At 61.9% G+C, this 24367-nt stretch carries 22 protein-coding genes and 2 pseudogenes; 4 read left to right on the forward strand and 20 right to left on the reverse strand.

All coding sequences use genetic code 11. From position 1 onward, the window contains the following. Nucleotides 1-33: 33 nt before the first annotated feature. From PCE31106_RS15900 to PCE31106_RS15945, 10 genes and pseudogenes are all read right to left on the reverse strand, one after another. The gene (locus tag PCE31106_RS15900) at nt 34-549 is read right to left on the reverse strand and encodes a DUF2127 domain-containing protein (protein WP_150564009.1); all 516 of its coding nucleotides are present in this window, start codon (nt 547-549) and stop codon (nt 34-36) included. After that, nucleotides 549-1946, reverse strand: a complete 1398-nt coding sequence (locus PCE31106_RS15905) for an ATP-binding protein (RefSeq protein ID WP_174975224.1) — start codon at nt 1944-1946, stop codon at nt 549-551. Before PCE31106_RS15905 ends, PCE31106_RS15900 begins: the two co-directional genes overlap by 1 nt. Beyond that, entirely contained in the window at nt 1922-2587 is a 666-nt protein-coding gene (locus PCE31106_RS15910) for a response regulator transcription factor (protein ID WP_017231474.1), read from the reverse strand. The genes PCE31106_RS15905 and PCE31106_RS15910 overlap by 25 nt, the downstream gene beginning before the upstream one ends. A gap of 23 nt (nt 2588-2610) precedes the next feature. Then, the gene (locus PCE31106_RS15915; RefSeq protein WP_026131502.1) at nt 2611-3369 is read right to left on the reverse strand and encodes a COG4705 family protein; all 759 of its coding nucleotides are present in this window, start codon (nt 3367-3369) and stop codon (nt 2611-2613) included. Between the two features lie 22 nt (nt 3370-3391). Continuing rightward, nucleotides 3392-4168 (reverse strand): COG4705 family protein, encoded by a 777-nt coding sequence (locus PCE31106_RS15920; RefSeq protein ID WP_150563931.1) that lies wholly within the window; start codon nt 4166-4168, stop codon nt 3392-3394. Nucleotides 4169-4245: 77 nt separating this feature from the next. Further along, nucleotides 4246-4842: a phosphatase PAP2 family protein gene (locus PCE31106_RS15925; RefSeq protein WP_150563932.1), complete on the reverse strand. Its 597-nt coding sequence runs from the start codon at nt 4840-4842 to the stop codon at nt 4246-4248. Nucleotides 4843-5108: 266 nt separating this feature from the next. After that, nucleotides 5109-5669: a cytochrome b gene (locus PCE31106_RS15930; RefSeq protein ID WP_150563933.1), complete on the reverse strand. Its 561-nt coding sequence runs from the start codon at nt 5667-5669 to the stop codon at nt 5109-5111. 165 nt (nt 5670-5834) lie between these two features. Further along, nucleotides 5835-6245 carry a DUF4148 domain-containing protein gene (locus PCE31106_RS15935; RefSeq protein WP_150563934.1) on the reverse strand — a complete coding sequence of 137 codons (411 nt, stop codon included), beginning with the start codon at nt 6243-6245 and terminating at the stop codon, nt 5835-5837. Between the two features lie 177 nt (nt 6246-6422). Next, nucleotides 6423-8795, reverse strand: a complete 2373-nt coding sequence (locus PCE31106_RS15940) for a plasma-membrane proton-efflux P-type ATPase (RefSeq protein ID WP_150564011.1) — start codon at nt 8793-8795, stop codon at nt 6423-6425. Between the two features lie 144 nt (nt 8796-8939). Then, nucleotides 8940-9155, reverse strand: a pseudogene (locus PCE31106_RS15945) (MFS transporter); the annotation flags it as partial. A gap of 252 nt (nt 9156-9407) precedes the next feature. Between PCE31106_RS15945 and PCE31106_RS15950 the strand changes: the two are divergent. The 3 genes from PCE31106_RS15950 (at nt 9408) to PCE31106_RS15960 (ending at nt 11915) form a co-directional block, all read left to right on the forward strand. Next, on the forward strand, nt 9408-9956 hold the full coding sequence (locus tag PCE31106_RS15950) for an aspartate carbamoyltransferase (protein ID WP_150563935.1): 549 nt from the start codon (nt 9408-9410) through the stop codon (nt 9954-9956). A gap of 24 nt (nt 9957-9980) precedes the next feature. Further along, nucleotides 9981-10631, forward strand: coding sequence for a Crp/Fnr family transcriptional regulator (locus tag PCE31106_RS15955; protein WP_254441094.1), 651 nt, complete (start codon nt 9981-9983; stop codon nt 10629-10631). Between the two features lie 285 nt (nt 10632-10916). Continuing rightward, nucleotides 10917-11915, forward strand: a complete 999-nt coding sequence (locus PCE31106_RS15960; RefSeq protein ID WP_150563937.1) for a methyltransferase — start codon at nt 10917-10919, stop codon at nt 11913-11915. Nucleotides 11916-12048: 133 nt separating this feature from the next. Here PCE31106_RS15960 and PCE31106_RS15970 read toward each other — a convergent pair whose 3' ends face one another. Genes PCE31106_RS15970 through PCE31106_RS15980 form a run of 3 tightly spaced genes read right to left on the reverse strand, consistent with a single transcriptional unit; the run spans nt 12049 to nt 13676 of the window. Further along, on the reverse strand, nt 12049-12354 hold the full coding sequence (locus PCE31106_RS15970) for a cupredoxin domain-containing protein (RefSeq protein WP_150563938.1): 306 nt from the start codon (nt 12352-12354) through the stop codon (nt 12049-12051). A 30-nt stretch (nt 12355-12384) separates the two neighbouring features. Beyond that, nucleotides 12385-12921 carry a DUF4142 domain-containing protein gene (locus tag PCE31106_RS15975; protein WP_150563939.1) on the reverse strand — a complete coding sequence of 179 codons (537 nt, stop codon included), beginning with the start codon at nt 12919-12921 and terminating at the stop codon, nt 12385-12387. A gap of 50 nt (nt 12922-12971) precedes the next feature. After that, nucleotides 12972-13676, reverse strand: a complete 705-nt coding sequence (locus tag PCE31106_RS15980; RefSeq protein WP_150563940.1) for an RNA polymerase sigma factor — start codon at nt 13674-13676, stop codon at nt 12972-12974. A 296-nt stretch (nt 13677-13972) separates the two neighbouring features. Between PCE31106_RS15980 and acnB the strand changes: the two genes are divergently transcribed. Beyond that, a complete protein-coding gene (gene acnB / locus PCE31106_RS15985) occupies nt 13973-16558 on the forward strand; it encodes a bifunctional aconitate hydratase 2/2-methylisocitrate dehydratase (protein ID WP_150563941.1) in 2586 nt (861 codons plus the stop codon). Nucleotides 16559-16757: 199 nt separating this feature from the next. Here the strand turns inward: acnB and PCE31106_RS24325 are convergent, their stop codons facing one another. The 7 genes and pseudogenes from PCE31106_RS24325 to metC all read right to left on the reverse strand — a co-directional run bounded on the left by PCE31106_RS24325 (nt 16758) and on the right by metC (nt 24324). Then, entirely contained in the window at nt 16758-18371 is a 1614-nt protein-coding gene (locus PCE31106_RS24325; RefSeq protein ID WP_254441099.1) for a rhodanese-like domain-containing protein, read from the reverse strand. Between the two features lie 597 nt (nt 18372-18968). Further along, nucleotides 18969-20018, reverse strand: a pseudogene (locus tag PCE31106_RS24330) (rhodanese-like domain-containing protein); the annotation flags it as partial. 44 nt (nt 20019-20062) lie between these two features. Then, the gene (locus tag PCE31106_RS15995; protein WP_150564012.1) at nt 20063-20839 is read right to left on the reverse strand and encodes an amino acid ABC transporter ATP-binding protein; all 777 of its coding nucleotides are present in this window, start codon (nt 20837-20839) and stop codon (nt 20063-20065) included. 41 nt (nt 20840-20880) lie between these two features. Further along, nucleotides 20881-21570, reverse strand: coding sequence for an amino acid ABC transporter permease (locus PCE31106_RS16000; RefSeq protein ID WP_150563943.1), 690 nt, complete (start codon nt 21568-21570; stop codon nt 20881-20883). Nucleotides 21571-21575: 5 nt separating this feature from the next. Beyond that, the gene (locus PCE31106_RS16005; RefSeq protein WP_150563944.1) at nt 21576-22271 is read right to left on the reverse strand and encodes an amino acid ABC transporter permease; all 696 of its coding nucleotides are present in this window, start codon (nt 22269-22271) and stop codon (nt 21576-21578) included. 17 nt (nt 22272-22288) lie between these two features. Continuing rightward, nucleotides 22289-23125, reverse strand: coding sequence for a transporter substrate-binding domain-containing protein (locus PCE31106_RS16010; RefSeq protein ID WP_150563945.1), 837 nt, complete (start codon nt 23123-23125; stop codon nt 22289-22291). Nucleotides 23126-23157: 32 nt separating this feature from the next. After that, entirely contained in the window at nt 23158-24324 is a 1167-nt protein-coding gene (gene metC, locus PCE31106_RS16015) for a cystathionine beta-lyase (protein WP_150563946.1), read from the reverse strand. Nucleotides 24325-24367 lie beyond the last annotated feature (43 nt).

Raw genomic sequence — 24367 nt, forward strand, 5'->3', positions numbered from 1 at the left:
TTACGAGCCTGTTTCACTGACGCCCGGAGGCCGTTAGCTGCGCGTGACGGTTCCGGCGTTCCCACGCGCATGGAGCGTCTTCGAGAGGCGATATTCGTGCCACGTCAGTGCAATGATGGCAATGTCGAGTGCCGAGAGGACCAGCAGCCATGGCGAATGGGTGAATGTGTATCGGTAGAGTTGGTAGGCGACGAACAGGGCGAACGCGACCATCGAAACGGGGAAATACCAGAGCTTGTCGCGCAGCAAGCCGATGATCAGCCATAACTTGATCACGCCGTGCGCGAGCAGGTAAGCCGCCGCGAACTTCTGCGAACTGACGGAAAGATGCTGCACCGTATGCAGCAAAAAGCTGGCGACGACATCGTGCGGATCTTCCGCAATTTCGTTCCCCGTTACCCAAAGCACGGTCGACAGCAGGAAATGCTGGGGGATAAAGTACGCCACGACGCCGCCGACGATCTCGGCAAGGGCGAAGAGCGCTTTTATCCACAGGCTCGCCTCGAAGATGAAATGGAGCCGCTTCTCGTAGACGTCGGAGAAGCCCATCACGCCCCGCCCCCCTCATGCGCATCGATCGATGCACCCGGTACGACGACGGTCACGCTCAGGCCCGTTCGCGCGACCTCATCCGCGTAGGCGAGGCGCACATCGGCGCCGGCCTTCTCTGCAATGGCCTTCACGATCGACAACCCAAGGCCCGACCCCACTTCGCTGGTGCCCAGCCCTCGGTAGAAAGCATCGAAAACACGATCACGCTCCTTCGGCGCGATCCCCGGACCGGTATCCTTGACGCACAGAACCGTCTGCCCCTTGCCCGACGAGAGCATCATGTCGACCCGCCCCCCGGCCGGTGTATAGCGAATGGCGTTGTCGACCAGGTTCTTGATCAGCATGCTCAGGTCCGCCTCGCTCATCGGTAGCGACGCGTCCTCAATCGCCTCGATGCCGAGGTCGATTCCCTTCGCTTCGGCCAGAGGGTACAGCGTTTCCAGCGTTTGACGGAAGACCCGCAGAACGGAGTCGGTGGTGGCGTGCCTGTCGCTCTGCGTCGCCTGCACGCTGGACAACGTCAGCAGGTGCTCGAGCATGTGTCGACCGCGCTCGATGCCTTGGCGCAATTCCACCAGGCGCTCCCTGGCCGTCGCGGACATATCCGCCTCGGCAAGGCGCTCCGCCTGAAGCGAAAGCGCCGTCAACGGCGTGCGCAATTCATGCGCGGCGTCGGCCACGAAGCGGTGCTGCGCGTCGACCGACGTCGACACGCGCGACAACAGGTTGTTGATGGCACGCAGAAACGGACGAATCTCGTTCGGCAGATGCGCGGTCGACACCGGATGCAGCTCGCTGTATTGACGCCTGTCGATCTCGCTCGACAGGCTCGCCACCGGCCGGAATATCCTGCGCACCAGCCAACCGACCACCAGCAGCAACACGGGAACGAATGCCACGAGCGGCATGATGGTCCGGATCGCGCTGGTCCGGGCGATCTGGTCACGCACGTCCGTCTCTTGCGCCACCGCGATACGCGCGCCGGATTGCAGCGTCTTGACCAGCACCCGATACGGCTCTTTGCCCACGGTGACGGTCGACAGGCCGTCGGCCATCGTCACCGGGAGCGACAGCGGCAGCTTGTCGTCGCCGTCGCCCGCGCCCGGACGCGTTGCCACGCCGAGCGGCTGAACAACCACGCGTGCCTCCTCACCGCTCGCCTGTGGCGCCTGAGGCGCCTGGAGATTGCGAAATTCGCTGGTCTGCAGATGGTTGTTATCGACGAGGGCCGCGACCTGACGCAGCACATCGTCCTGCAGTTCATGGGCTTCGTCGAACGCTGCGGCGAACGAAATGACCCCGGCGATCACGGCAAAGACGAGGATCGCCACCGAGAGCCACAGGCTCAGGCGCAGGCGAATGGAATCGCTCAATCGCCCTTTAATACCATCCATCCCGCTCCCCTCACGTTTTTAATGATGCTCGAGCCGAGCTTCTTGCGAAGCGAGTGAATGAGAAATTCGATGGCGTTGCTCTCGACCTCGTCTCCCCACCCGTAAATCCGATCCTCCAGATCGCTTCTGGACAGGATGGCACCGGGCCGCGTCAGCAACGCCTGCAGCAACGCGAACTCCCGATTCGACAATTGCACCGGTGCAACGTCCGACGTATGGGCTTGCCGGGTGCCCGGATCGAGGGTGACGATGCCATTCGACATGACCGGCAGCGCCTGTCCCGCCTGCCGCCGCATGACGGCCCGGATGCGGGCGAGCAATTCCGCCATCTCGAAAGGCTTCAGCACGTAGTCGTCAGCGCCGGCGTCGAGGCCCTTCAAGCGTTCCGGCAGTGTATCGCGCGCCGTGACAATGATGATGGGAACCTGATGCCCTCGCGATCTCAGGCTTTGCAGCACCGCATGACCATCTTTGCCCGGCAGGCCCAGATCCAGCAGTACCAGGTCGTAATGCTGGCAGTCGGCTGCCGCCAGCGCCGCCTGCCCGTCGGTAACCCAATCCACGGCGAATGTCGCATCCTTGAGCGAATCGCGAACGACACTGCCGATCATTGGATCATCTTCGACGAGCAAGATGCGCATGCCATTTCCTTTCTAGCGACGGATCAATGCGCTTTCGCCGCGGCGCGTTGCCGGAACAAGAGCAGACTCGTCAGAATAAATGCAAGCAGGGCAAACGACGCCGAGTACCGGCTCAGAGCAAGCCCACCGGCGCTGACCGGCTTGTCCAGAAAATCACCGACAACGGCACCCAGCGGACGCGTCAGGATGAACGCTGCCCAGAACAGGAACGTGCGCGACGTGCGTGTCCACAAATACGCACCGACGAGAATCAACAGGAGCGCGCCGAACACCACGGCCGCGCCCGTATAGCCGAGCCCCGCGGTGTCTGCCGTCCAGTCACCCAAAGCGGTGCCCAGCGTCTGGGAAAACATGATCGTAACCCAATAAAACGCTTCGGCCTTGGGCGAGTGGATCGAATGCACGGACACGGAGCCCATCGTTCGGTACCAGAGCCACAGCGAGCCAAGCAGCAAGGCGAGCAGGATCGACGAGCCTCCGGCGTAGCCAATGCCAAGCGACCGATCGGCGAAGTCCGCGAGTGTGGTGCCGACCGTCGTCGTGGCAATGATCGTCACCCAGTACAACGCTGGCGAAAATGCCTTGGCACGAATCTGCGCCGAGACGGCAATGGCGAACACCACCGCGAAGATCGCGGTGCCGACAAGGTAGCCGAGATTCATCGACATCGAGACGGCATCGCCTCCGGTCTCGCCCAGGGTCGTGGCGGCGATCTTGATCACCCAGAACAAGAGGGTGACCTCGGGGACCTTGCTAAGTGTTTTCTGTACGGTTGTATTCACGGTTGGAAGTGTCCTAGAGAATTCAGACTTGCTGACGCGCTGCATTGCGCTCGGCAATGGAGAGATACAGGACCAGCGCTATGATTGCCGTAACGAATACGGCGCTCGTGCCGACAACACCCAGGCCCAGACCACCATTGGAAATGGGTTGCGACAGAAGATCACCACACGAGGCGCCGAACGGGCGAGTCAGGATATAGGCGATCCAGAACGTGGTGACAGCGTTTCGCTGAAACACAAATCTCGCAATGGCAGCCAGGCCGATCAGCGCACCGAACATCAAAGCGGAGTTCGCGTACCCAAGATTCAGACCTTCGGCCACCCAGTCGCCCGCTGCCGTGCCGAGTGCGAAGGTGAGCAAAATTGCGGTCCAATAGAAAAGCTCTCGTTTGATCGTGTCGATCGAATGAATCGACAGGGTCCGCTCCTTCGCATACCAAATCCCGAATGTCGCGAGCAACGCGGCCGAAAACGCAAGCGTCGACACGGCAAGCGGTACGCCAAGGTTGTCGCTCAAGTTGTCGGTAACGAGCGTTCCGAAAACGCTGACAAATACGACGGTGCTCCAATAGCGCCATGGGATGTATCGGCGCGCATTGATTTGCAGTCCCAGGAAGATCGCCAGAAGCAAGCCCATCACGGCAGACGTACCGGTCAATCCGAACCCAAGATTGACGTTCAAGAAGTCGGCCGCCGTCTCTCCGACCGTCGTTGACATCATCTTGATGAGCCAGAACGTCAAAGTCACTTCAGGCACTTTATTCAACCATACCGGGCTAGATGCATTGATACGATTCATGCTTGCCTCCGGGTTTATTAGATAACATGTGAAGTATCTAACGGAACGCTTAGTTCATCCTTAGTACGCCATGCTGCTCATGCCCTCACCCACCCACGTGCGATCAATCGCGCGAAAAGTTTTTGGTGAATCGACATAGCCAGGCGGTATGCGGCGATCCGAGGCCAGCGCATTTGCCGGGCGACAAGCCAGGCGACAATGCCCGCAACAATTGCCGATCCCGCCATATCCATCGGGTAATGCACGCCGAGGAAAATGCGCGCCCACGCCACGGGGAGGCCGAGCAGTGCGACGGCAATGCCCACCGTTCGGGTTCGATTGTCCAACAGGAGCGCGCAGGCGACGGACCAGATCAGCGTGAGGTGATCGCTGGGAAATGAGGTGTCGGCGCCGTGTGCGAGATAGGTATGTCCGATGCCAACGACAAACGGGCGCGGATGTTGCCACACCCAGCCAATCGCCTGATTGACAGCGAGGCCGATGGCGCCGGCCATGGCGGCGGCAATCAGCGACCGGCGCTGCGCCTCGTCGGCACGCAGCCACAACAGCCCCATTGCCACAGGCACCGTCAGAATCAAGTACTGCGCAAAGAAAACCGCCATACCGAATACTGGGGGCGTGGGTAACGCCGACGCATTGAGCATGAGAAACAACGTGTCATTCAGGCGCTCCATGCGGCGTCTTCCTTGAAGTGAGATGGCTTAAAGTGGCGCGGGAATTCGCGCAAAACGAAGCCTAAACGACCTCACTTAGCCACGCATTAGAATCCGTCGCTATTGGAGCGGTCGCGGCGCGTTGATGGCCGGGCGTGTAAAGACCGTGGCGATCCGAAAACGCATTCGCCCGCAGCCACCGGGAACGGTGGGCGGGCGAATGGATTCGACGGGTGAATTCGTGCGGCTCGACGGCGATCAGACAGCGTCGCGCAAGAGACAGCCTATCAACGGGTCGTGCTGGGCGCCGGCTGGTTCTGCACGGGCAGCATCTTGTGCAAGGTGCCGTCACGCAGAACCCAGTGGTGGTAGAGCGCCGCACAGATATGCAGCCCGATCGCGCCCAGCAATACATACGCGAGGAACGAGTGCACGTCGCCCATCGAGTGTCCGAACGACGACCCCTGTGCCGACAAGGCAGGCAACGGCACCGCACCGAGCAACTTCAGCCCATAGCCCCGCGCCGAGGCGTTGATCCAACCCAGAACGGGTACCACCACCAACAGTGCGTACAAGCCCTTGTGCGCAATGGAGGCGAACGTATGCAAGATCGACTTCACGCCTTTGACCGGGGTGCTGCGACAACGCGCCCACACCAATCGAATGGCAGTGAGTCCCAGAATCGTGACGCCCAGCGAGAGATGCCACGCGACCAGTCCGACGGCAGGCGTGTTGCGCGTGATATCGGGCATCGCAAAGGCGACAACGAATTGCGCAGCCAACAAGGCTGCAGTAAGCCAGTGCAGATAGCGGGATGCCGCATCGTAACGGGTAATGGTTTGTTTCATCGAAGCCTCTTCGCCACTGATTGAAAACGTAATCCGGCTGACACGGCCGCCAAGCGCCGTGCCCCATGGATCAGAATTCTGGGGCGCGACACTTAGCGAAGACTTAGCAAGTGCGCATTTCGTGACCGAATCGTCAATATCCATCGGCCAGACGCCGCGTGACGATTACGGATGCGCATACTCACGCTCGATCGACGACTCGCTCGCGACCTGCATCGTCGGCGCCCATGCCGCTTGCGTGCGGGCCGTCAGGTGAACCACGGGATAGGCGTTACGGGACTGCGTGAGCAAGCCGTGCTGCTCGGCCCGGCTCAGGCTTTGCTCGACGGCAAGCCGCGTGACGTGCATCTGCGAACGTGGGTTCATCGCGGTCTCGGGATAGACCGTGTCGCCTTGCTGCAACAGCCCATGCTTTTCCGCGCTCACGAGTTGCGCATACACCTGCGCACGGGTGGGCGAAGACGACTGAGCAGCGCTGGGCATCGCGGATTGGCTTTGCGCCGCTTGAGCGTTGATCTGTACCGCACCAAGCAATCCCGCCACGGCGACGAGCGCAGCAACATATGAGGTCTTCATGATCGAACTCCTAAGGGTGACGATGGGTGTGAAGGGGCGATGACTCAGCCATCGCGCAACCTTCACATTGATCGTAGGCGCGCTGCCTTAGCGAACCCTTAGCGCGATCGCGCGTTGCCCCTCGGTCTTTCGTCACACGCGCGTGAGTGCGGTTCGGTGCACGAAACGACGATTTCGCTATCGCTCGACGAGACGGCTGTGCCTGAACACAACGCCTTTGATCGCATCCAGAACGAATGCGAACACGGTCACGGCGACCAGGAGCATGCCGATGAGCGTTATCGGCACAGCCGCCATCAACGTTCCACTCGCGGCCATGCCACTGACGATGGACACGGCGCTCACGCTCGCCACCACGAGGACCCGGCTGGGCGCCAACGATCCGATTCGCCCGTCGGTGCGCAGCACATAGACGTTGGCCTGCGTCGTAAAGACCAACAGGAGAAATACCAGCGTCTGCATCTGCGCAGGATCCAATCCGAGCCGGCTGCGCGTCGTCGCATAGAGCGACAGCGAGAACACGAGCGACACCGCCGCCAGAACGGCTGCCGCACTGATGAGTTGTCCTACTTGCCAGCGCTGCGGTCGGCTTGCCGGCAGTGTCCTGTCGGCGGCGATAATCATCGTGACAAAGTCATTCGCAAACAGCAGAAGCACGATCAACGGCGACGAGATCACGAAGCCGTGCGTGAACCACAGACCGAGCGTCAGGAACACGACGATTTCCAGCGTCTTGACGACTTTGTTGAGGATGTACGTCAGCATGCGGCGATGCACCTCCCGTCCCGCCGCGACCACCGACAGTACGCCCTCGAGACCTGGATCGGTCAGCACGACGCCTGCCGCCGCCTTGGCCACGTCGGTCGCGCTGGCGACGGCGATGCCGAGTTCCGCCTGACGCAACGCGGGGGCATCGTTCACGCCATCCCCGGTCATGCCGGTCACGTGTCCTGCCGTTTGTAGCGCGGCAACGATGGCATGCTTCTCTTCAGGCAACACGCGCGCAAAGATGTCGCATTGCTCGGGGTGACGCAGATCCTCGGCATGCGCGGAGCATACGCGCGCACCAAGGCCAAGCCGTTGTCCGATGGCCTTCGCCGTTTCCAGCGCGTCACCTGTGGCCATGCACACCCGCACCCCAAGGTTGCCCAGCTTGACGATGAGATCGTGGGCATCTTCTCTGGGCGGGTCCGATAGCGCTACGAGGCCGACCATCCGGATAGCGCCAGCGCCCCCTTGCGCAACAGCCAGCACGCGCGCGCCGGCGCCCTCCAACAGCCGCTCCGCTTCGGCAATCGCATCGGGTTGCGCAGGCGACACACTGCACTGTGCCAGCACGGCACGGGTCGCGCCCTTCAGCGCATACCATTCGGTGCCGTCGACGAGATAGACCCCCTCACTGAAGCGCGTCGCGGGATCGAAAGGACGGAAGGCTTTGCGCACCGGCAGCGCTTGCGCACCGGGTTGGCCACGATGGGCCGCAAGAATAGCGAGGTCCAGGGGGTCTTGCGAAGCATCGTCGCTCGCCAGCGAGGCCGCGCGCAACACGGCCATGTCATCGAGACCCTCGAAGGCGGTCACTTTCGCGACCGACAACTCGTTCTTCGTCAGCGTGCCAGTCTTATCGGAGAGCAACGTGTCCATCGCCGCAGCCTCTTCAACCGCCGGCAGTCTCGTGACCAGCACGCCTTGCTTGGCCAACGTGGCACTCGCCATCGCGGTGGCCAACGTGTAGGTGGCAGGGAGCGCGACCGGCACGGACGCCACGAGCAGCAGCAGCGCGAAGATCGCCGTCTCCGTCATGGGAAGTCCGTGCGTCACAGCGTAGAGAATTACCAGGACAACCAGCACGGCGTCGAACGCGACGAGGCGTTTGACGATCGCGAAAATGGTGCGCTGCATGTGACTCGGTGCATTCGAGGTGCGCACCAGTTCAGCAGCCCGGCCGAAGTAAGTGCGTGCCCCGGTGGCAGTGACCTCGCCACTGCCTTCCCCCTGACGCACGATCGACCCGGTGTAGGCCGGCTGCCCCGGACCGGCGCCAACGGCCAGCGACTCACCCGTGAGCGCCGATTGATCGAGCGATACGGTGCCGTCGAACAACTTGAGGTCGGCGGGCACGATGTCGCCGGCGCGCACGTGGACGACATCTCCCGGCACGAGTTGGGTGGCCGATAGCCGCATCCATTGCGCGTCGCGCATCACGCGCGCACTGACTTGCAACTGGCGACGCAGCAGCGCCAGCGCGTCCTTGGCGCGACGTTCCTGGACAAACGCGACGGCCGCATTGAAGGCCAATAGAAACAGGATGACGAGGGCCTCCTGAGGTCTGCCCAGCGCTACTTGAAGCACAACGACCGCTTCCAGCATCCACGGCACCGGCCCCCAGAATTTGCCTGCGAACTGGCGCCAGGCGGGGAGTTGCACATCCTCGATGACATTGGCGCCAAACCGTTGCAGCCGATCCTGCGCCGCGTGGGCGGTCAGCCCTTTCGTAGGGTCGGTGGGCGGCAGCGGGTCATCCGCTTCGTGATGAACGGCAGATGACATGACCTGGGAAGGCATACCCATTGACGGAGTCCTCTCGGTAACCCATCGCCTGCGCGATGGGCCTGCCCGGTCCCCGTCGGGCGACCGGGACGCAATGGGAATCGTACGCCTTATTGCCCGGCCATCAACGGGGGAACATCAACGTCAGTGCGACAGCGCTTCCAGACGTATGCCGCTCGTCTTCGGCCCGAAAGCCCCGATGGAAATCATGACGACCAGCATGCAGACCGTAATGCCGGCAAAGACGCCGGGCACCCCGAAGTCGCGCAGCAATGCCGCGATGAGGAAGCCGGAAAGCATGGCGCCCGCCCGACTGGCCGAATACACGATCCCGTTGGCGCGGCATCGAATCGCCGTCGGCGATCCGCAAGCGAATTGCGCAGATGGCGTCGGATCTCGTCGCGACTTTGAAACGTTACCGCCCGCAGCGCAGCGAATGGTCGAACACCTGGTGGAACGGGCTCGCACCCAATCGTGACTACGCGACGGTATTTCCGGAGCGTCGCACAGTATTGACCGAGTCGAGCGGTATGGCGCACCGTATGATTTCAGTCATAGTCAGCGTGGCTTGCCGCCGGTAGACTTCAAATGCACTTTCGATTGGAGTTATCCATGAAACGCCCTTCAGTGTTGTTAGTTGGGGCCGCGACCGCCGCCCTGTTCGGTGGCGTCGTTTTCTCGTCGACCGCCTTCGCCGACCTCACCGCGCGCCAGGCGACGGTGGCGCAGCACGGGGCGGAGGTGATGCCGTTCTCCTTGGCCGCGACGACCCATGTCTTTACGAAAACGACCACGGGCGGCGTCCAGCAGGTTGTCACAAAGCATCGCGACCCGAAGCAGGTCGCGCTGATCCGCGAGCATATGACCGTCATCACGCGCCAATTCGCGGCGGGCAACTTCGGGCCGCCCGAGACGATTCACGGCAACGACATGCCAGGTCTACAGGTGTTGCAGAGCGCCCCGCCGGGCGAACTTAAGGTCAGCTATCGCGACTTGCCGAATGGCGGTGAGATCGTCTATCGCGCGACCGAGCCGCGCGTGGTCGACGCGCTGCATGCATGGTTCGACGCACAGTTGTCCGATCATGGTCATGACGCCATGGCGGGACACGATCCCGGCATGATGCATCATCATCCGATGAACGCTTCGACGGCGAAGTAAGTCGCGCACCTGTCCTGGATGGCCATGACCGACGTCTCCGACACCTTCGCTACCAGATCGGCGTCGTGCCCGCCGACGTGGCCAGACGCGCTGTGCGAATCGGCCCGGCTGTGCCGATACGAGCCGAACACTTACGTGTTCAAGCGCGGACAGCGCGTCGAGTCGGTGTATCAAATTCAGACGGGGCAGGTGCTGTTGCGACGCGACGAAGCGCAAGGCGAATCCATCACGTTGCAGACAGCGGGGCCTGGAGATTTCCTGGCCGAGGCGAGCCTCTTCAGCTCGCGTTATCACTGCGACGCGTTTAGCGGGAGTGCGAGCGAATTGCTGGCCTTTTCCGCGAAGACTTTGCTGGCATGTCTGCAGCACGATTCCGGGTTTGCGATCGACTGGATCCGGCTGCTATCGCAACAGCTTGTGCGCAGCCGAGCCCGTGCTGAGCGCCTGACGCTACGCTCGCCGCGCGAGCGCGTGCTGCATTGCCTGCGACTGGAGTGCGACGACCAAGGGCGGTTCAAACCGCCCGGAACGCTCATGCAATGGGCCGCCACCCTCGGCGTCGCCCACGAAACCCTTTATCGCACCCTCGCCCAACTGGAACACGACGGAACGATTGTGCGCGACGGGTTCGAAATTCGAGAGGTCTCGCATCGGGGCGAGGGCTCGCTGAAATAGGACGGCGCTGCGTGCCGCGCGTAGTGATCAGCAGCGGCGTCGTGTCAGTCCAAGCGCCGACTGCCACAAGTCGCGACGTCTGCACGGACACGGGTTACCCACCCCCTCGACCCGCCCGTACAAGGGCGAGGCAACGCGGGTGAAATTAAAACGTTAGCATCCAGTCGCGAATTTCCTATACTCGAACAGATTCACGGAGCGCTCAGCCCGTCACCCTGTGGGGTGTGACCGCCCATCCTCATCGGCAACGCCGTCTGCACGGTACTTCGCGACAGGACTTTGGTCATGGACGACATTTCTCCGCAAGCCTTCGTAGATGCCTTACTCGGATATCAGAAGACCGCAGCATTGAAAGCCGCCGTCGCGCTCGATCTGTTCACCGCGATCGAGCATGAAAAAGGCGAACTTGAGCCGATAGCGAAACGCGTGCGGGCCTCCGAGCGCGGCGTTCGCATTTTGTGCGATTACCTGACCGTGCTGGGGCTGCTGCAGAAGCAGACAGGGCGGTATCTGTTGACGCCATCGACTGCGGCGTTCCTTACGACTTCATCGCCGGCTTGGATGGGAAGCGTTACTGATTTTCTTGCGGCCCCCGAAATGACGGCGCTGTGGCTGGAGGATCCGGTTGCGTTCGTTCGAAACGGCGGCTCCGTAGGGCTGGGCAACATGTCCCCTGACAACCCCGTCTGGGTGAAATTCGCGCGCGCGATGGTGCCCTTTGTGGCGCCAACCGCGCGGGCGGTGGCCGAGCACGTCGGCACATGGCCGGAAGCACCGAAGCGCGTGCTCGACATTGCCGCCGGGCACGGGGTCTTTGGCATTGCGATCGCTCGCGCCTTTCCTGCGACGGAAGTCGTGGCGACCGACTGGAAAACGGTATTGGAAGTTGCGAAGGAGAACGCCGCGACGGCCGGCGTAAGCGCGCGCTATCAGACGATCGAGGGCAGCGCGTTTGACGTCGAATGGGGAAAGGACTTCGATCTTGTTGTGCTCTCGAATTTCCTGCACCACTTCGATCAGGCCACCTGCGTGGGACTGCTCTCTAAAGTTCGCAACAGCCTCAGTGCCGGCGGGCGAGTGCTCGCGGTGGAATTCGTTCCTGACGACGATCGTGTGTCGCCGCCCTTCGCCTCGGCATTCTCGTTCATGATGCTTGGATCGACACCGCGAGGCGATGCATACACCGCGCGTGAGCTCGAGGAGATGGGCCGCGAAGCCGGCTTTTCAAAGATAAGTGTCGCGCCCCTCCCACCGTCGCCCGAGACCCTCGTCGTATTCGAGTAATCGGCGCATCGGCCGCCTTTGCCGACGTCACCGCTCGCCAGGCGGCGGCGCAACACGGGGCCGAGGCGAGGCCGTTCTCACTGGCGTCGTCCGGCAGAAGATCCGCGCGACGGTAATCGACCGGCAACGGCCCCTACTCGACCCGCAACGTGCCCTTCATCGTTGGGTGAAATCGACAGAAGTAGGGAAATTTTCCCTTCTTCGTCGGCTTGAACTGCCACGACTCACCGGGCGCGATGCCCTTAGAGTCGAAGTCCCCGGTTTGCGCGGTCACCGTATGGGGGAAAGGGTCGCGGTTGACCCACACGACCGTCTCGCCCACCTTGACGGTCAGAGTCGGCGGTGAGTATTGCATGCTGTCTATCGTGACCGTGTGGACCGCCGGCTCGGCGCAAACAGTCTGCGCCGAGCCCACCGCCATCCCCAGGCTCAATGCCATCAGCAACGCGATCGATGGGCGTCGCATGGTCTAGTAATAGGACTTGTTGGCCAGTTCGCTTTGGATATGTTTCGCGTGGTCCAAATGCGCGACGAAGGCCGGCCGCACCTTGACCAACAGCGCCTTCAACTCGTCGTTCTTGGCGCTCGGAATCAGGGTTTTGTCCATCACGTCGATCACCGCCTCGTGATAGGCAACTTCGTGGTCGATATACGCGTGATCGAATTTCGCCCCCTTGAGTGCCTTCAGCGACTGGATGTTCGTGTCGCCGCCGGTCTTCAGGCTTTGACTGGTGGGGTTGTCTTCAGGCGTGACTTTCAGCTTCTCGACCAGGGCAACGGCCGACTGGTTCACGCCGGTATGGTCGACGACCATCCGCTTGGCGAACGCTTTCACGTCTTTGCTTGCCGCCTTGGACTCGGCGAGTTTGCCGGCGTCGATATCGACCTGATTCGCCGTGACGACGATGGATGCGATCTGGGCGTCGTTCGGTGCGGCCCCCTGCGCCATGGCAGCTTGCGCCGCACAGGCGAGCATGCCGGATAAGAGAATGCTTGCAATCTTCATGATATGGAACCTCCGTGTGCTACTCCCAGAAAAGTCCCCAGCGAACCCGGTCAGTGCGATCGGACCATTCCGCGCAGGCGGAGAGCGCCGAGAACGTGATGAACCACCGCGTCACAATCCGCCCCTGCGAAACTGAAAGTACTTTGCAGGTAGGGTTTCACTTGTTCGGCCAGTGACTGACGCAGCATCGTGCGAGCCCGGAGAAACCGTGTCTTCACGACGTCGTCGCTGACATCCAGGCAGTAGGCCGTCTCGGCGACGCTCATGTCCTCGACCGCGCGCAGGATGAACACGCACCGGTAAATCGCGGGCAGATTTTCGACCGCCGCCTGCAGGATGTCGCGCACTTGGCTGCGCTCGGCCATGACGTCGGGCGAGTCCCCGCTGGAGGTGCGCAAAGCCATGCTGTTCTCCTGTGAATCGTCGCCGGGCGGATCGTCGTAGTCGAGCGCCAGTTCCCTCCGAGCCATCCGGCCTTGCTTGCGCTGCGCCGTCAGCGCGACGTTGATCGTGATTCGCGCCAGCCAGGTGCTCAATGCGGCCTCACCGCGAAACGACTCGAGACGGGTGAACGCGTGCAGGTAAGCCTCCTGTACGACGTCCCGGGCCTCATCGTCGCTCGACACCACGCCGCGCGCCGTGCGAAACAACAAGCGGTTGTTGCGCCGCATGATGGCTTCAAAGGCGCTGGCGTCGCCGGCGCGAGCGCTTTCGACGAGATCCGCGTCCGTTCGGGCATCAATGGCCGGTGGCATAGGCAGACTCCGTTTGGGACGCGGTTGACGATGATGTTCGTGTTCGCCTATTAGACGCGCGCCACGGCGAAAAGGTGACAAAGAAAGCGGCGGGGGCGGGGGAGGTCTTCGCCTGTCCCTCTGCTGCTACTGAAACGCTCGCTTACGCAGCACAGGAAAGTCTTATATAAGACATAAGACATAAGACGTTTGATCTTATCGGACATAAGGACTAAAATCGCGGGAAACGCAGTCTTGGATAACGCCCTGGAGGGCTGAACCCCTCCCCCCGAAACGAATTGCCAGCAGGTCTTCTCATGCTCGAAAACTATCGTGTTCACGTGGCCGCCCGCGCCGCGCTTGGTATTCCGCCCCTGCCGCTGACGGCACAGCAGACCGCTGAACTGGTCGAGCTGCTGACCAATCCGCCGGCGGGTGAAGCGGAAACGCTGCTCGACCTCATCACGAACCGCGTGCCCGCCGGGGTGGACGAAGCCGCGCGCGTGAAGGCCGGTTTTCTCGCCGCCGTCGCCAAGGGTGAGACCGCCTGCTCGCTCATCTCGCGCGCCCGTGCGACCGAACTGCTCGGCACCATGCTGGGCGGCTACAACATCCAGCCGCTCATCGAGCTGCTGTCCGACGCCGAAGTCGGCACCGTGGCTGCCGACGCCCTCAAGAAAACGCTCCTGATGTTCGATCAGTTCCACGATGTCAAGGAATTGGCCGACAAGGGCAACGCCAACGCCCGCGCGGTGCTGCAAAGCTGGGCCGACGCCGAATGGTTCACGAGCCGTCCGGAAGTGCCGCAGAGCCTGACCATCACCGTATTCAAGGTGACGGGCGAAACCAACACCGACGACCTGTCGCCGGCACCGGACGCCACCACCCGCCCGGATATTCCGATGCACGCGCTGGCGATGCTCAAGAACGCGCGCCCCGGCATCACCCCGGAAGAAGACGGCAAGCGCGGCCCGATCAAGTTCATCGAGTCGCTCAAGGAAAAGGGCCATCTCGTCGCCTATGTGGGTGACGTGGTCGGCACCGGCTCCTCGCGCAAGTCGGCCACCAACTCGGTGCTGTGGTTCACGGGCGAAGACATCCCCTTCATCCCGAACAAGCGCTTCGGCGGCGTGTGTCTGGGCAGCAAGATCGCCCCGATCTTCTACAACACGATGGAAGACGCCGGCGCGCTGCCGATCGAACTCGACGTGTCGAAGATGGAAATGGGCGATGTGGTCGAACTGCGCCCGTACGAAGGCAAGGCCCTCAAGAACGGGGAAGTGATCGCCGAATTCCAGGTCAAGTCCGACGTGCTGTTCGACGAAGTGCGTGCCGGCGGCCGTATTCCGCTGATCATCGGCCGCGGCCTCACGGCCAAGGCGCGCGAAGCGCTGGGCCTGCCCGCGTCGACCCTGTTCCGTCTGCCGCAGCAACCGGTCGACAACGGCCGCGGCTTCTCGCTGGCGCAAAAGATGGTCGGCCGCGCCTGCGGTCTGCCCGAAGGCCAGGGGATCCGCCCGGGCACGTACTGCGAACCGAAGATGACCTCGGTCGGCTCGCAGGACACCACCGGTCCGATGACCCGTGACGAACTCAAGGATCTGGCCTGCCTCGGCTTCTCGGCCGATCTCGTCATGCAATCGTTCTGCCACACCGCCGCCTATCCGAAGCCGGTGGACGTCAAGACGCACCAGACCCTGCCGAACTTCATCAGCACGCGCGGCGGCATTGCGCTGCGTCCGGGCGACGGCGTGATCCACTCGTGGCTCAACCGCATGCTGCTGCCGGACACCGTCGGTACCGGCGGCGACTCGCATACGCGCTTCCCGATCGGCATCAGCTTCCCGGCAGGCTCGGGTTTGGTCGCCTTCGCCGCGGCCACCGGCACGATGCCGCTGGACATGCCGGAATCGGTGCTCGTGCGCTTCAAGGGCAAGATGCAGCCGGGCGTCACGCTGCGCGATCTCGTTAACGCGATTCCGCTGTACGCCATCAAGCAAGGCATGCTGACGGTCGCCAAGCAGGGCAAGAAGAACATCTTCTCCGGCCGTGTGCTCGAAATCGAAGGCCTGCCCGATCTGAAGGTCGAGCAAGCGTTCGAACTCTCGGATGCCTCCGCCGAACGTTCGGCCGCCGGTTGCACGGTGCACCTGAACAAGGAACCGATCATCGAGTACCTCAACAGCAACGTCACGCTGCTGAAGTGGATGATTGCGCAGGGCTACCAGGATCCGCGCAGCCTGCAACGCCGCATCGCGGCCATGGAGCAGTGGCTGGCCGATCCGCAACTGCTGTCGCCGGACGCGGATGCCGAGTACGCCGCGGTCATCGAGATCGATCTGGCCGACATCCACGAACCGATCGTGGCCTGCCCGAATGATCCGGACGACGTGAAGACCTTGTCGGACGTAGCCGGTGCGAAGATCGACGAAGTGTTCATCGGGTCGTGCATGACCAACATTGGTCACTTCCGCGCGGCATCGAAGCTGCTCGAAGGCAAGCGCGACATTCCGGTCAAGCTGTGGGTGGCCCCGCCGACGAAGATGGACCAGAAGCAGTTGACCGAAGAAGGTCACTACGGCGTGTTCGGTACGGCGGGTGCGCGTACGGAAATGCCGGGCTGTTCGCTATGCATGGGTAACCAGGCACAGGTGCGCGAAGGTGCAACGGTCATGTCGACGTCGACCCGCAACTTCCCGAACCGTCTGGGCAAGAACACGAACGTGTATCTCGGCTCGGCGGAACTGGCGGCGATCTGCTCGCGTCTGGGCAAGATTCCGAGCAAGGAAGAGTACATGGCCGACATGGGCGTGCTCGCCACCGACGGCGACAAGATCTACAAGTACATGAACTTCGACCAAATCGAAGACTTCAAGGAAGTCGCCGACACAGTGCAGATGTAAGTTTGATGGCGCGTTACGGTACGTTGGTTGGGCCGTAATGCGGGAAGCACAGTGAAATGGCGCCGCGAACCTTCAGTTCGCGGCGCCATTTTTTATACTCATCGGTGCGGATGAACCGGCGGCATTCACCAGCCCGCCGACCGGTTCATGGATGAAGCTGTCAGCGGACTAAGGTACGGGCAAAGGCTAATTCAGTGGATCACCGCCCCCCGCGCATGTCGAACTCGGCCAACTCGTCGGAATCAAGCTGCGCGATGAGTCCGGTTTCCCATTCCAGATAGCGCCGCGCCGCCTCTCGGTTACCTTCGTGCCGGTCGTGCACGAAGAACAGAAAGTCGATGCAGGCCTGATCCGACGGCTGATCCGGTGAGCTTTCGCAAGGCAGCCCGGCGGCAGCGCACGCAGCGAAGCCGCCCGTCAGCACCGACACACTCGAGACATCGCGACGCGCCAGCAATTCTGCCGCCGCTAGCGCAGCAACGGCATCATCGTCAGCAACGAGCACGACATCCGAGCGATCGGACGGTAACGCGAGCGTCGCGAGGCGCGGTCGAATCGACCAGATGGCGCCCGCCATGTGCGCGCGCCTGAACGCCATGCTCGAGCGGACATCAATCACGCAGACCTTCGCATCGTACCGACGCGCCGATAGCTCGCGCGCGTCAATGCCTGGCAGAGCCTGCGCTCGCCACCCGTCCGGGCGCGGCAGCGTCAGCCCGCTACGCAAGCCGGCCGTCAGCACGTAGGCGTCGTGGCCGAGTTGACGCAGCCAACTAGCGATGACGGGCGCCCGAACGCCGTCGTCGTCAAATACGATCACCTTCGCGTGGCGCACACCGACGTAGCGGTCCGTTGCGTGCACCAGCTGCCCGCCTGGCACGTGGCGTGCGCCAGAAAGACTGCCAGCGGCGAATTCGTCACCCGTCCGCACGTCGAAGAGAAACACGGAATGTTCGCCTTCCGCCTGCCATCGCACGACCGCGTCAGCATCGACGCTCGGCACCCCGAAGCGCTCCGCGAGCGCCGCGCTTGCAACTTGCGCCGCGGCAAGCGCGGCAGGCGACACAGTGTCCGAATAGCGCCGTTCGTCCCCATGTTCAAGCGCGTGGTCGGCCAAATACCAACCCTGCGTTCCGTTCTCGAGCGCCAGAACGCGGTCCTTGGGCCAGCCCAGATTGATCAAGGTTTGGGCGCCCACAATGCTGCGCGTACGTCCGGCGCAGTGGACGACGAGGATCGCCTCGTTGCTGCCCGGCAAATCATTGACGCGAAGCGCCAATTCGCCGTTTGGCACGCAAATTGAACCGGGCACCGACATTTTTCGGTGTTCGTCAATGGGGCGTCCATCGAGCAGCAATACATTGCGCCCACTAGCACGCCAAGCGACGAGCTCGTCGGCGCCGACGCGCGGCGTGTCGTATGCATGCTCGATCAGTTCCCCAAAGACCTTCGACGGAACGTTCACGCCGCTAAACACGTTCAGCCCGGCGTCTCGCCACGCATGCATGCCGTCGTTGAGAACATGCACTTTCGTATATCCGAGCGCGGCCAGCCTCTGCGAGGCCCGCGCAGCGACCGGCGGCGCGCCGTCATCGCTGCTTTCACTGCCGCCGTCGAATACGACGACCCTGACATCTTTTCGTGGCGCAAGCCGTTCGGCATCGATTTCTAGCCGGCTGTACGGTAGCGACACCGCGAAGAGCGGGTGTCCTTCGCCATACTGACCATGTTCGCGAACGTCGAAGAGTGCGATTTCGTCGCCGTCGTGCAGCCATCGCTTCAGCGTGGGCGCGTCGATCGATCTTCCACCCAACCCGAAAGAATGGCCGTCTGCGGCTACTTGCGCAAGCAGATGCTTCTCCCAATCGAGATACGCGCGCATCGCGTCAGCATTACCTTGGCGACGATCATTCGCCCAATACAGCACGTCTACACGCGCGTCTTGCGACAATGCGCTTTCGGGAGACGCCTCGATTGGAAGCCCTTGCTCGCGCCAAGCGCGCAGCCCGCCGGCCACAACGGCGATCGCTACGTCTTCACCAGCGATTTCGGCCAGATCGAGCGCGGCCAGATGGGCAGTAGCCGCATCGCTCGAAAAAAGCACGAGCGACCGGCCATCTCGAACATGCGCCTTGATCTTCTCCAGGCGCGCTCGATTCGCCCACACCGCGCCGGGCGGATGTGCCGCGAGATAGTCCGCACTCGAATCGAACGAAACGGCGAGTGCGCCGGATCGAATTCGCTCCATCGCATCGGCTGGCGCAATTTCGCAGGCACCCCGAACGCCGGCGCTCCATTCGCGCTCGACTCGCGCCGCTCGATCTGCCGCGTCGGCGCCGACGGCATAGCCGTTAACCTGAGCTGCGTCCGACGACGGCGCATCTATGCCGAACGCGTCCGTCAGCACGTAGACGTCCCAGCCCATATGCTTAAGCCAGTGCGCAGTCATCGTCGCACGCGCATTGTCCGAATCGATCAGCACGACACGTGCATTCAAAGTGCCGACCCATTGATCGGTCGCCTGAATCAACTGCCCACCCGGCGCCGACCTCGTACCGGGGAGGTGGCCGCATGCAAATTCCTGGGGTGTACGGACGTCGAACGCGTACGTCGTGCGACGCGCCTGCTGTGCTTCGGACATCCAGTCGTCGAACGTCGAGCGATCAATGCGTGCGATGCCGAAGCGGCGAGCGACACCCGCCGCGCGCTCGGCTGCGCGTGCACCACCCACCGCGCTCACCGAAGGAAAGCGGCGGTGCATGCCTACCTCCAGCTCGAAGCCCGCGAGGCGCCAACCGTGGTTGCCATCCGCAAGCGCAACGACACGATTTGGCACGCCGGAATTGATCAGCGTCTGAGCGCCGACGATGCCACGCGTGCGTCCGCCACACGCAACGACAACCAGCGTATCAGGCGACGACACGAGATCGTCGAATCGATAGACCAATTCCCCACCCGGGCAAGATACGGCGGACGGCACATGCCGGGCGGCGTGCTCCGCTTCCGTGCGCGGGTCAAGCACGATCACCTCGGCATTGGCATCCAACAATTCCGCCAACTGACCTGCATCGATCGAAGGCGTGCCGAAAGTATGCTCAACCCACTCGCCAAAGGCCTTGCTCGGGACATAAATGCCTTGAAATACCTCGTTGCCCGCCATACGCCACGCTGGTACGCCCCCCCGCACTACACCTACCTGCGTATAGCCGAGCGCATGCAGCCGTTCACGCGCGCGCGATGCGATGCCGTTTCCATGATCGATCAGCAGGACCGGACAGGCGCGGCGCGGCACAAGCGGCGGCACCAGCAGTTCGAGCCGGCTATACGGCACGTTAATCGCCCGCAGCAAATGGCCGAGTCCGAATTCGCCCTCCTCGCCGACGTCGATGAGCGCGAACTCGTCGCTACCCGCCAACCATTGCTTCAATTGCTCGATCGAGACGTCGTCGAGATGCATCATCTACCTTTCTCCAATGTCGATACGGTGGCGCTACGAAGACGCGCTCATGCGCCCGCGGCCGGCTGCAAAACAGGATGGGAATCGGCCAACGGCTGAGGCCGGACCACGTCTGATAGAAACTGGCGCGCACGCGGGTGGCGCGGCGCCGAAAAGAATTGTTGCGGCGTCGTATCTTCGAGGAGCGTGCCGGCATCCATGAACCAGATCCGGTCGGCCACATCGGCCGCGAAGCCCATCTCGTGCGTGACCACCACCATCGTCATGCCGTCCGCCGCGAGTGCTTTCATGACGCCAAGCACCTCGCACACCATCTCGGGATCCAGCGCACTGGTTGGCTCGTCGAACAGGATCAGCGGGGGTTGCAGCGCCAACGCGCGCGCGATTGCAACGCGCTGCTGCTGCCCTCCCGACAACATGCTCGGCATTGCGTCCGCGCGATGGCCGAGTCCAACCCGTTCCAGCAGCGCCATTGCGCGCTGCTCGGCGCGCTGCCGCGACGTTCCAGCCACCTTCATCTGCGCAAGCATGACGTTCTGGAGTGCCGACAAGTGCGGAAACAAATTGAACTGCTGAAACACGAAGCCAATTCCGGCGCGCAATGCGTTCAGACTCCGTCCTTTGGCGTGGATGTCATTGCCGTCAACGCGGATCGTGCCGCCGCCGATATCCTCCAAACGATTCACGGTGCGGATCAATGTCGACTTGCCGGAGCCCGACGGCCCGCAGACGACGACCACTTCACCTTTGTTCACGCTCCCGCTGACGCCGTTCAGCGCGTGATACTTGCCATACCATTTCTGTACGTTGTCGAACTCGATCATCGCGTCCATTTCCAATCCTTTGCTCATCACTTGCCGAATGCTCATTGCGCCGCTCGTCGCCGCTGGATACGTCTGTCCAGCATTCGCGCAAGCGCTGAAAGCGATGCACAGGCCAGCAGATAAAACCCGGCCAGCACTAGAAAAACCTGCAGCGCATTCGTCGTTTCCATGCTATTGACCTGCTGCGCCGAGAACGTCACTTCCTGCACGCCGATCACATACACGATCGAGGTTGCCTTGATCGTCGACACGAACTGATTGACGAACGAAGGAATCATGTTCACCAGCGCCTGCGGCAACAGCACGTGCCGTAGCGCTTGCAGGTACGACAAACCTGATGCGCGGGCCGCCTCGATTTGCCCGCGCGGCAATGCGAGTAATCCGGCCCGCACGATCTCGCTGAGAAACGCCGCCTCGTAGGCGACGATTGCTGCGAGCGCCGTGTGGAACGCCGAAATGGTCCGCCCAGTGGCAAGCGGAATCACGTAGTAGGCCCAAAACACAATCATCAGGAGCGGGATACCACGCAGCGTGTAAACCCAGGCGAATGCGGGCCAGCGTAGTACTCGCCAAGGACTCATTCTTGCCAGACCGAGCGCAAGTGCGACTGGAAACGCCAGCCCCAAGCCCAGGACCGCAAGGATCAGTGTCAACGCGAAGCCGCCGATCGGCCCTCTCGGCCAGCCTCCCACCAGAAAGACCAGGAGGTATCGATGCAGAATGTCGAACATCGCGCTCACCCCCTCGGCGCCGGCGCATAGCGCCGGGACAACCACGCGCCCAGGCCCATCAGAAGCCAACAGGACATTAGATAAAACACCGTCGATACCGCGAACACTTCGAAGGCGCGAAACGTTTGGTTTTCGATCGCATGCACTTGATACGTCATTTCCGCTACCCCGATCACCATCGAAAGGCTCGTGTCCTTGAAAAGGATCAGCGAGCGGTTGAGCAGCGACGGCAGTCCGATACGCAGCGCCTGCGGCAACAACACGTAACGCATCGATCCGCCGGCGCTCAGGCCGATCGAGCGCGCCGCTTCAATTTGCCCGTACGGAACCGAGCGCAGTCCCGAGCGAATGTCCTCCGAAAAGTACGCGGCGGCGTTGAGAGACAATGCAACGGCAGCCAATAGGAACTCGCTGTCGTGGTGGTTGATCCAGAGCTGGATGGCACGAGGCAGCATCTGTGGCACCCCGAAATACCAGACCATGATCTGCACGACGGTCGGCACGTTGCGGTGGTAGATGACAAACGCGCTCATCAAGGCGGCGATCGGCTTAGCGGGTACTACCCGCAGCACGACGATCACCAGCGCGACGATGAAGCTGCCGACCCACGCACATGCGAACAGCGACAACGTGGTGCGCGCGCCTGAGGCGAGCAGGTCGGCAAAACCGTTCGTCAGGAGGAACGAAAGATTAAATTGCATCGTTCAATTTGGCCAAATCAGGGCTGATCGACGGGTTCGACCTTGAAGGTGCGAGTCAGCTTGTAGATCGACTGCGACCCGAGCCACTTGTCGTATATCGCACTGAGCGCACCGCTACGATCCATTTGGGTGATCACTTGGTTAATCGCAGCCAAGAGCGCCGCATTGCCCTTCTTCACGACGATTCCCATATGTTCGGTGAATACGGGTTGCGGCAGCAGCACGGTCGGGTCGTCCCCGCTTTTCGTATTGTTCTGAAAGCGAATCAAACCCAATTCACCGCCCACCACGCCGTCAACCTTCTCGTCCTGCAGCGCGAGATAGCATGCGGCGATGTCGCTGAACGTAATGATTTTTGCCTGCTTGAGCACTTGGCCTGCTATTGCGGCCGAGCCGGAGCCGCTGGTCGCGCACACGCGAGCACCCTTGAGCTGCGAAATGTCGGTGACGCCCGACTTCTTTTTGACCAGAACACGGATCGCGTCCTGCAGATACTGCAGGCTATAGTCGACTTGTTGCGCGCGCTGCGGCAGGTAAGTCATTGAGCCTGCGACCACGTCAACCCGACCCATATCCAATTCCGCGATTCTCGCCTCGGTCGACATCGGCTTGTGCTCGAGTGCAACGCCTAGCCCGGCGGCAAGCGCATGACACATATCGACGTCATAACCAACGAAAGTGCGGGTCTTAGGATCCTGATACGCATACGGAGCAGTCGCGTTCTGGGTACCGCAAATCAACTTGCCGCGCGCTTTGATTTCCGCGAGCGTGGCTGCGTGCGCGCCCGTCGTCAGTAGCGACGAAGTCAGTACTGCAAACAAAGCCGCGATTTTCCAGAAGATGCCTTTACTCATGTTCGTCTCCTTCTCTTTGTTGAAATTGCATGTCAGCACGCGGTCTGCAGCGCGGGCATTGCTTGTTCCAGATCGCCGATCAGATCCGCCACGTCCTCCAAACCGACGTGAAGTCGGATCACGGCCCCCTCCGGCCGCCACGCGTTCACGGTGCGCACCGCTTCGGCGTGGACGACGTTGACCAGGCTTTCGTAGCCACCCCAGCTGGACCCAATCCCGAATAGCCGAAGTGCGTCAACGAAGGCTCGTACGTTTGTGCATTCCTCGCGAAGCACGATGGCGAACAACGACGCCGCCCCACGAAAATCTCGCTGCCAAATTGCGTGGCCCGGATCTTCAGGTAGCGCGGGATAAAGCACGCGACTGACTTCGGGGCGCGCCTGCAACCAGCGCGCGACAGCCAGTGCGTTCTCCATTTGCTGCTTCAATCGCACGCCCATCGTGCGCAGTCCTCGCAACGCGAGGTAGCAGTCGTCGGGGCTCACGCCGTAGCCGAAATCGCTCACTGCATCGCGCACTACACGCCAATAGCGTTCATTGGTTGTGATCACGCCCATCATCAGATCGGAATGACCGCCGATATACTTGGTGGCGGCATGGATCGACACGTCGACGCCATGTTCAAATGGCGAGTAGAAGTAGGGCGTAGCCCATGTGTTGTCGGCGACGATCGCACAACCCGCGGCCCGCGCCGCCTTGGCGATCGCCGGAATGTCCTGCACCTCGAACGTCATCGATCCGGGCGATTCGCAATACACAACTGCAGTCTCCTGACGAATCAACGCTGCGATGCCGGCGCCGATCTTTGGGTCGTAGAACTGCACATCGATGCCGAGCGGCACTAGTCGCCGCATACAGAATTTACGCGCTGGCGCGTACACCGTATCAGGCACCAATACATGGCTGCCCGGCGCGGCCAAGGCTAGAAGCGTTGATGCGATAGCCGCCAGACCATTGGGTAGCGCCACAGACCGGTAGCCGCCTTCCAGCTCAGCAACAGCGCGTTCGAAAGCAAATGTCGTGGGCGTGCCATGACGACCATAGCGCACGCCATGGTCACCCAGTTCGTGCCGCTTTTCATAAGATGCCAGCGTCGGAAAGATCACCGTCGATGTTCGATATACCGGCGGGTTGACCATCCCCTCCTGGTCGGCGGGGCTACGGCCGGCATGGGTCAATACCGTATCAGCTCGTTTCATGAAATAGTTTGTCCGTTTGCGTTAAGGTTCATCGACGGGCAAT

The sequence above is a fragment of the Pandoraea cepalis genome (assembly GCF_902459665.1).
GTDB classification, from domain to species: domain Bacteria; phylum Pseudomonadota; class Gammaproteobacteria; order Burkholderiales; family Burkholderiaceae; genus Pandoraea; species Pandoraea cepalis.

Excerpts from the sequence above, each read along its gene's own strand:
- PCE31106_RS15905 (WP_174975224.1), bottom strand. The coding sequence starts at position 1,946 with ATGGATGGTATTAAAGGGCGATTGAGCGATTCCATTCGCCTGCGCCTG.
- PCE31106_RS15975 (WP_150563939.1), bottom strand. The coding sequence starts at position 12,921 with ATGAAGATTGCAAGCATTCTCTTATCCGGCATGCTCGCCTGTGCGGCG.
- PCE31106_RS15930 (WP_150563933.1), bottom strand. The coding sequence starts at position 5,669 with ATGAAACAAACCATTACCCGTTACGATGCGGCATCCCGCTATCTGCAC.
- PCE31106_RS15950 (WP_150563935.1), top strand. The coding sequence starts at position 9,408 with ATGAAACGCCCTTCAGTGTTGTTAGTTGGGGCCGCGACCGCCGCCCTG.
- PCE31106_RS15960 (WP_150563937.1), top strand. The coding sequence starts at position 10,917 with ATGGACGACATTTCTCCGCAAGCCTTCGTAGATGCCTTACTCGGATAT.
- PCE31106_RS16005 (WP_150563944.1), bottom strand. The coding sequence starts at position 22,271 with ATGCAATTTAATCTTTCGTTCCTCCTGACGAACGGTTTTGCCGACCTG.
- acnB (WP_150563941.1), top strand. The coding sequence starts at position 13,973 with ATGCTCGAAAACTATCGTGTTCACGTGGCCGCCCGCGCCGCGCTTGGT.
- PCE31106_RS15925 (WP_150563932.1), bottom strand. The coding sequence starts at position 4,842 with ATGGAGCGCCTGAATGACACGTTGTTTCTCATGCTCAATGCGTCGGCG.
- PCE31106_RS15955 (WP_254441094.1), top strand. The coding sequence starts at position 9,981 with ATGACCGACGTCTCCGACACCTTCGCTACCAGATCGGCGTCGTGCCCG.
- PCE31106_RS16000 (WP_150563943.1), bottom strand. The coding sequence starts at position 21,570 with ATGTTCGACATTCTGCATCGATACCTCCTGGTCTTTCTGGTGGGAGGC.
- PCE31106_RS16010 (WP_150563945.1), bottom strand. The coding sequence starts at position 23,125 with ATGAGTAAAGGCATCTTCTGGAAAATCGCGGCTTTGTTTGCAGTACTG.
- PCE31106_RS15920 (WP_150563931.1), bottom strand. The coding sequence starts at position 4,168 with ATGAATCGTATCAATGCATCTAGCCCGGTATGGTTGAATAAAGTGCCT.
- PCE31106_RS15970 (WP_150563938.1), bottom strand. The coding sequence starts at position 12,354 with ATGGCATTGAGCCTGGGGATGGCGGTGGGCTCGGCGCAGACTGTTTGC.
- PCE31106_RS15995 (WP_150564012.1), bottom strand. The coding sequence starts at position 20,839 with ATGATCGAGTTCGACAACGTACAGAAATGGTATGGCAAGTATCACGCG.
- metC (WP_150563946.1), bottom strand. The coding sequence starts at position 24,324 with ATGAAACGAGCTGATACGGTATTGACCCATGCCGGCCGTAGCCCCGCC.
- PCE31106_RS15935 (WP_150563934.1), bottom strand. The coding sequence starts at position 6,245 with ATGAAGACCTCATATGTTGCTGCGCTCGTCGCCGTGGCGGGATTGCTT.
- PCE31106_RS15940 (WP_150564011.1), bottom strand. The coding sequence starts at position 8,795 with ATGTCATCTGCCGTTCATCACGAAGCGGATGACCCGCTGCCGCCCACC.
- PCE31106_RS15900 (WP_150564009.1), bottom strand. The coding sequence starts at position 549 with ATGGGCTTCTCCGACGTCTACGAGAAGCGGCTCCATTTCATCTTCGAG.
- PCE31106_RS15980 (WP_150563940.1), bottom strand. The coding sequence starts at position 13,676 with ATGCCACCGGCCATTGATGCCCGAACGGACGCGGATCTCGTCGAAAGC.
- PCE31106_RS15910 (WP_017231474.1), bottom strand. The coding sequence starts at position 2,587 with ATGCGCATCTTGCTCGTCGAAGATGATCCAATGATCGGCAGTGTCGTT.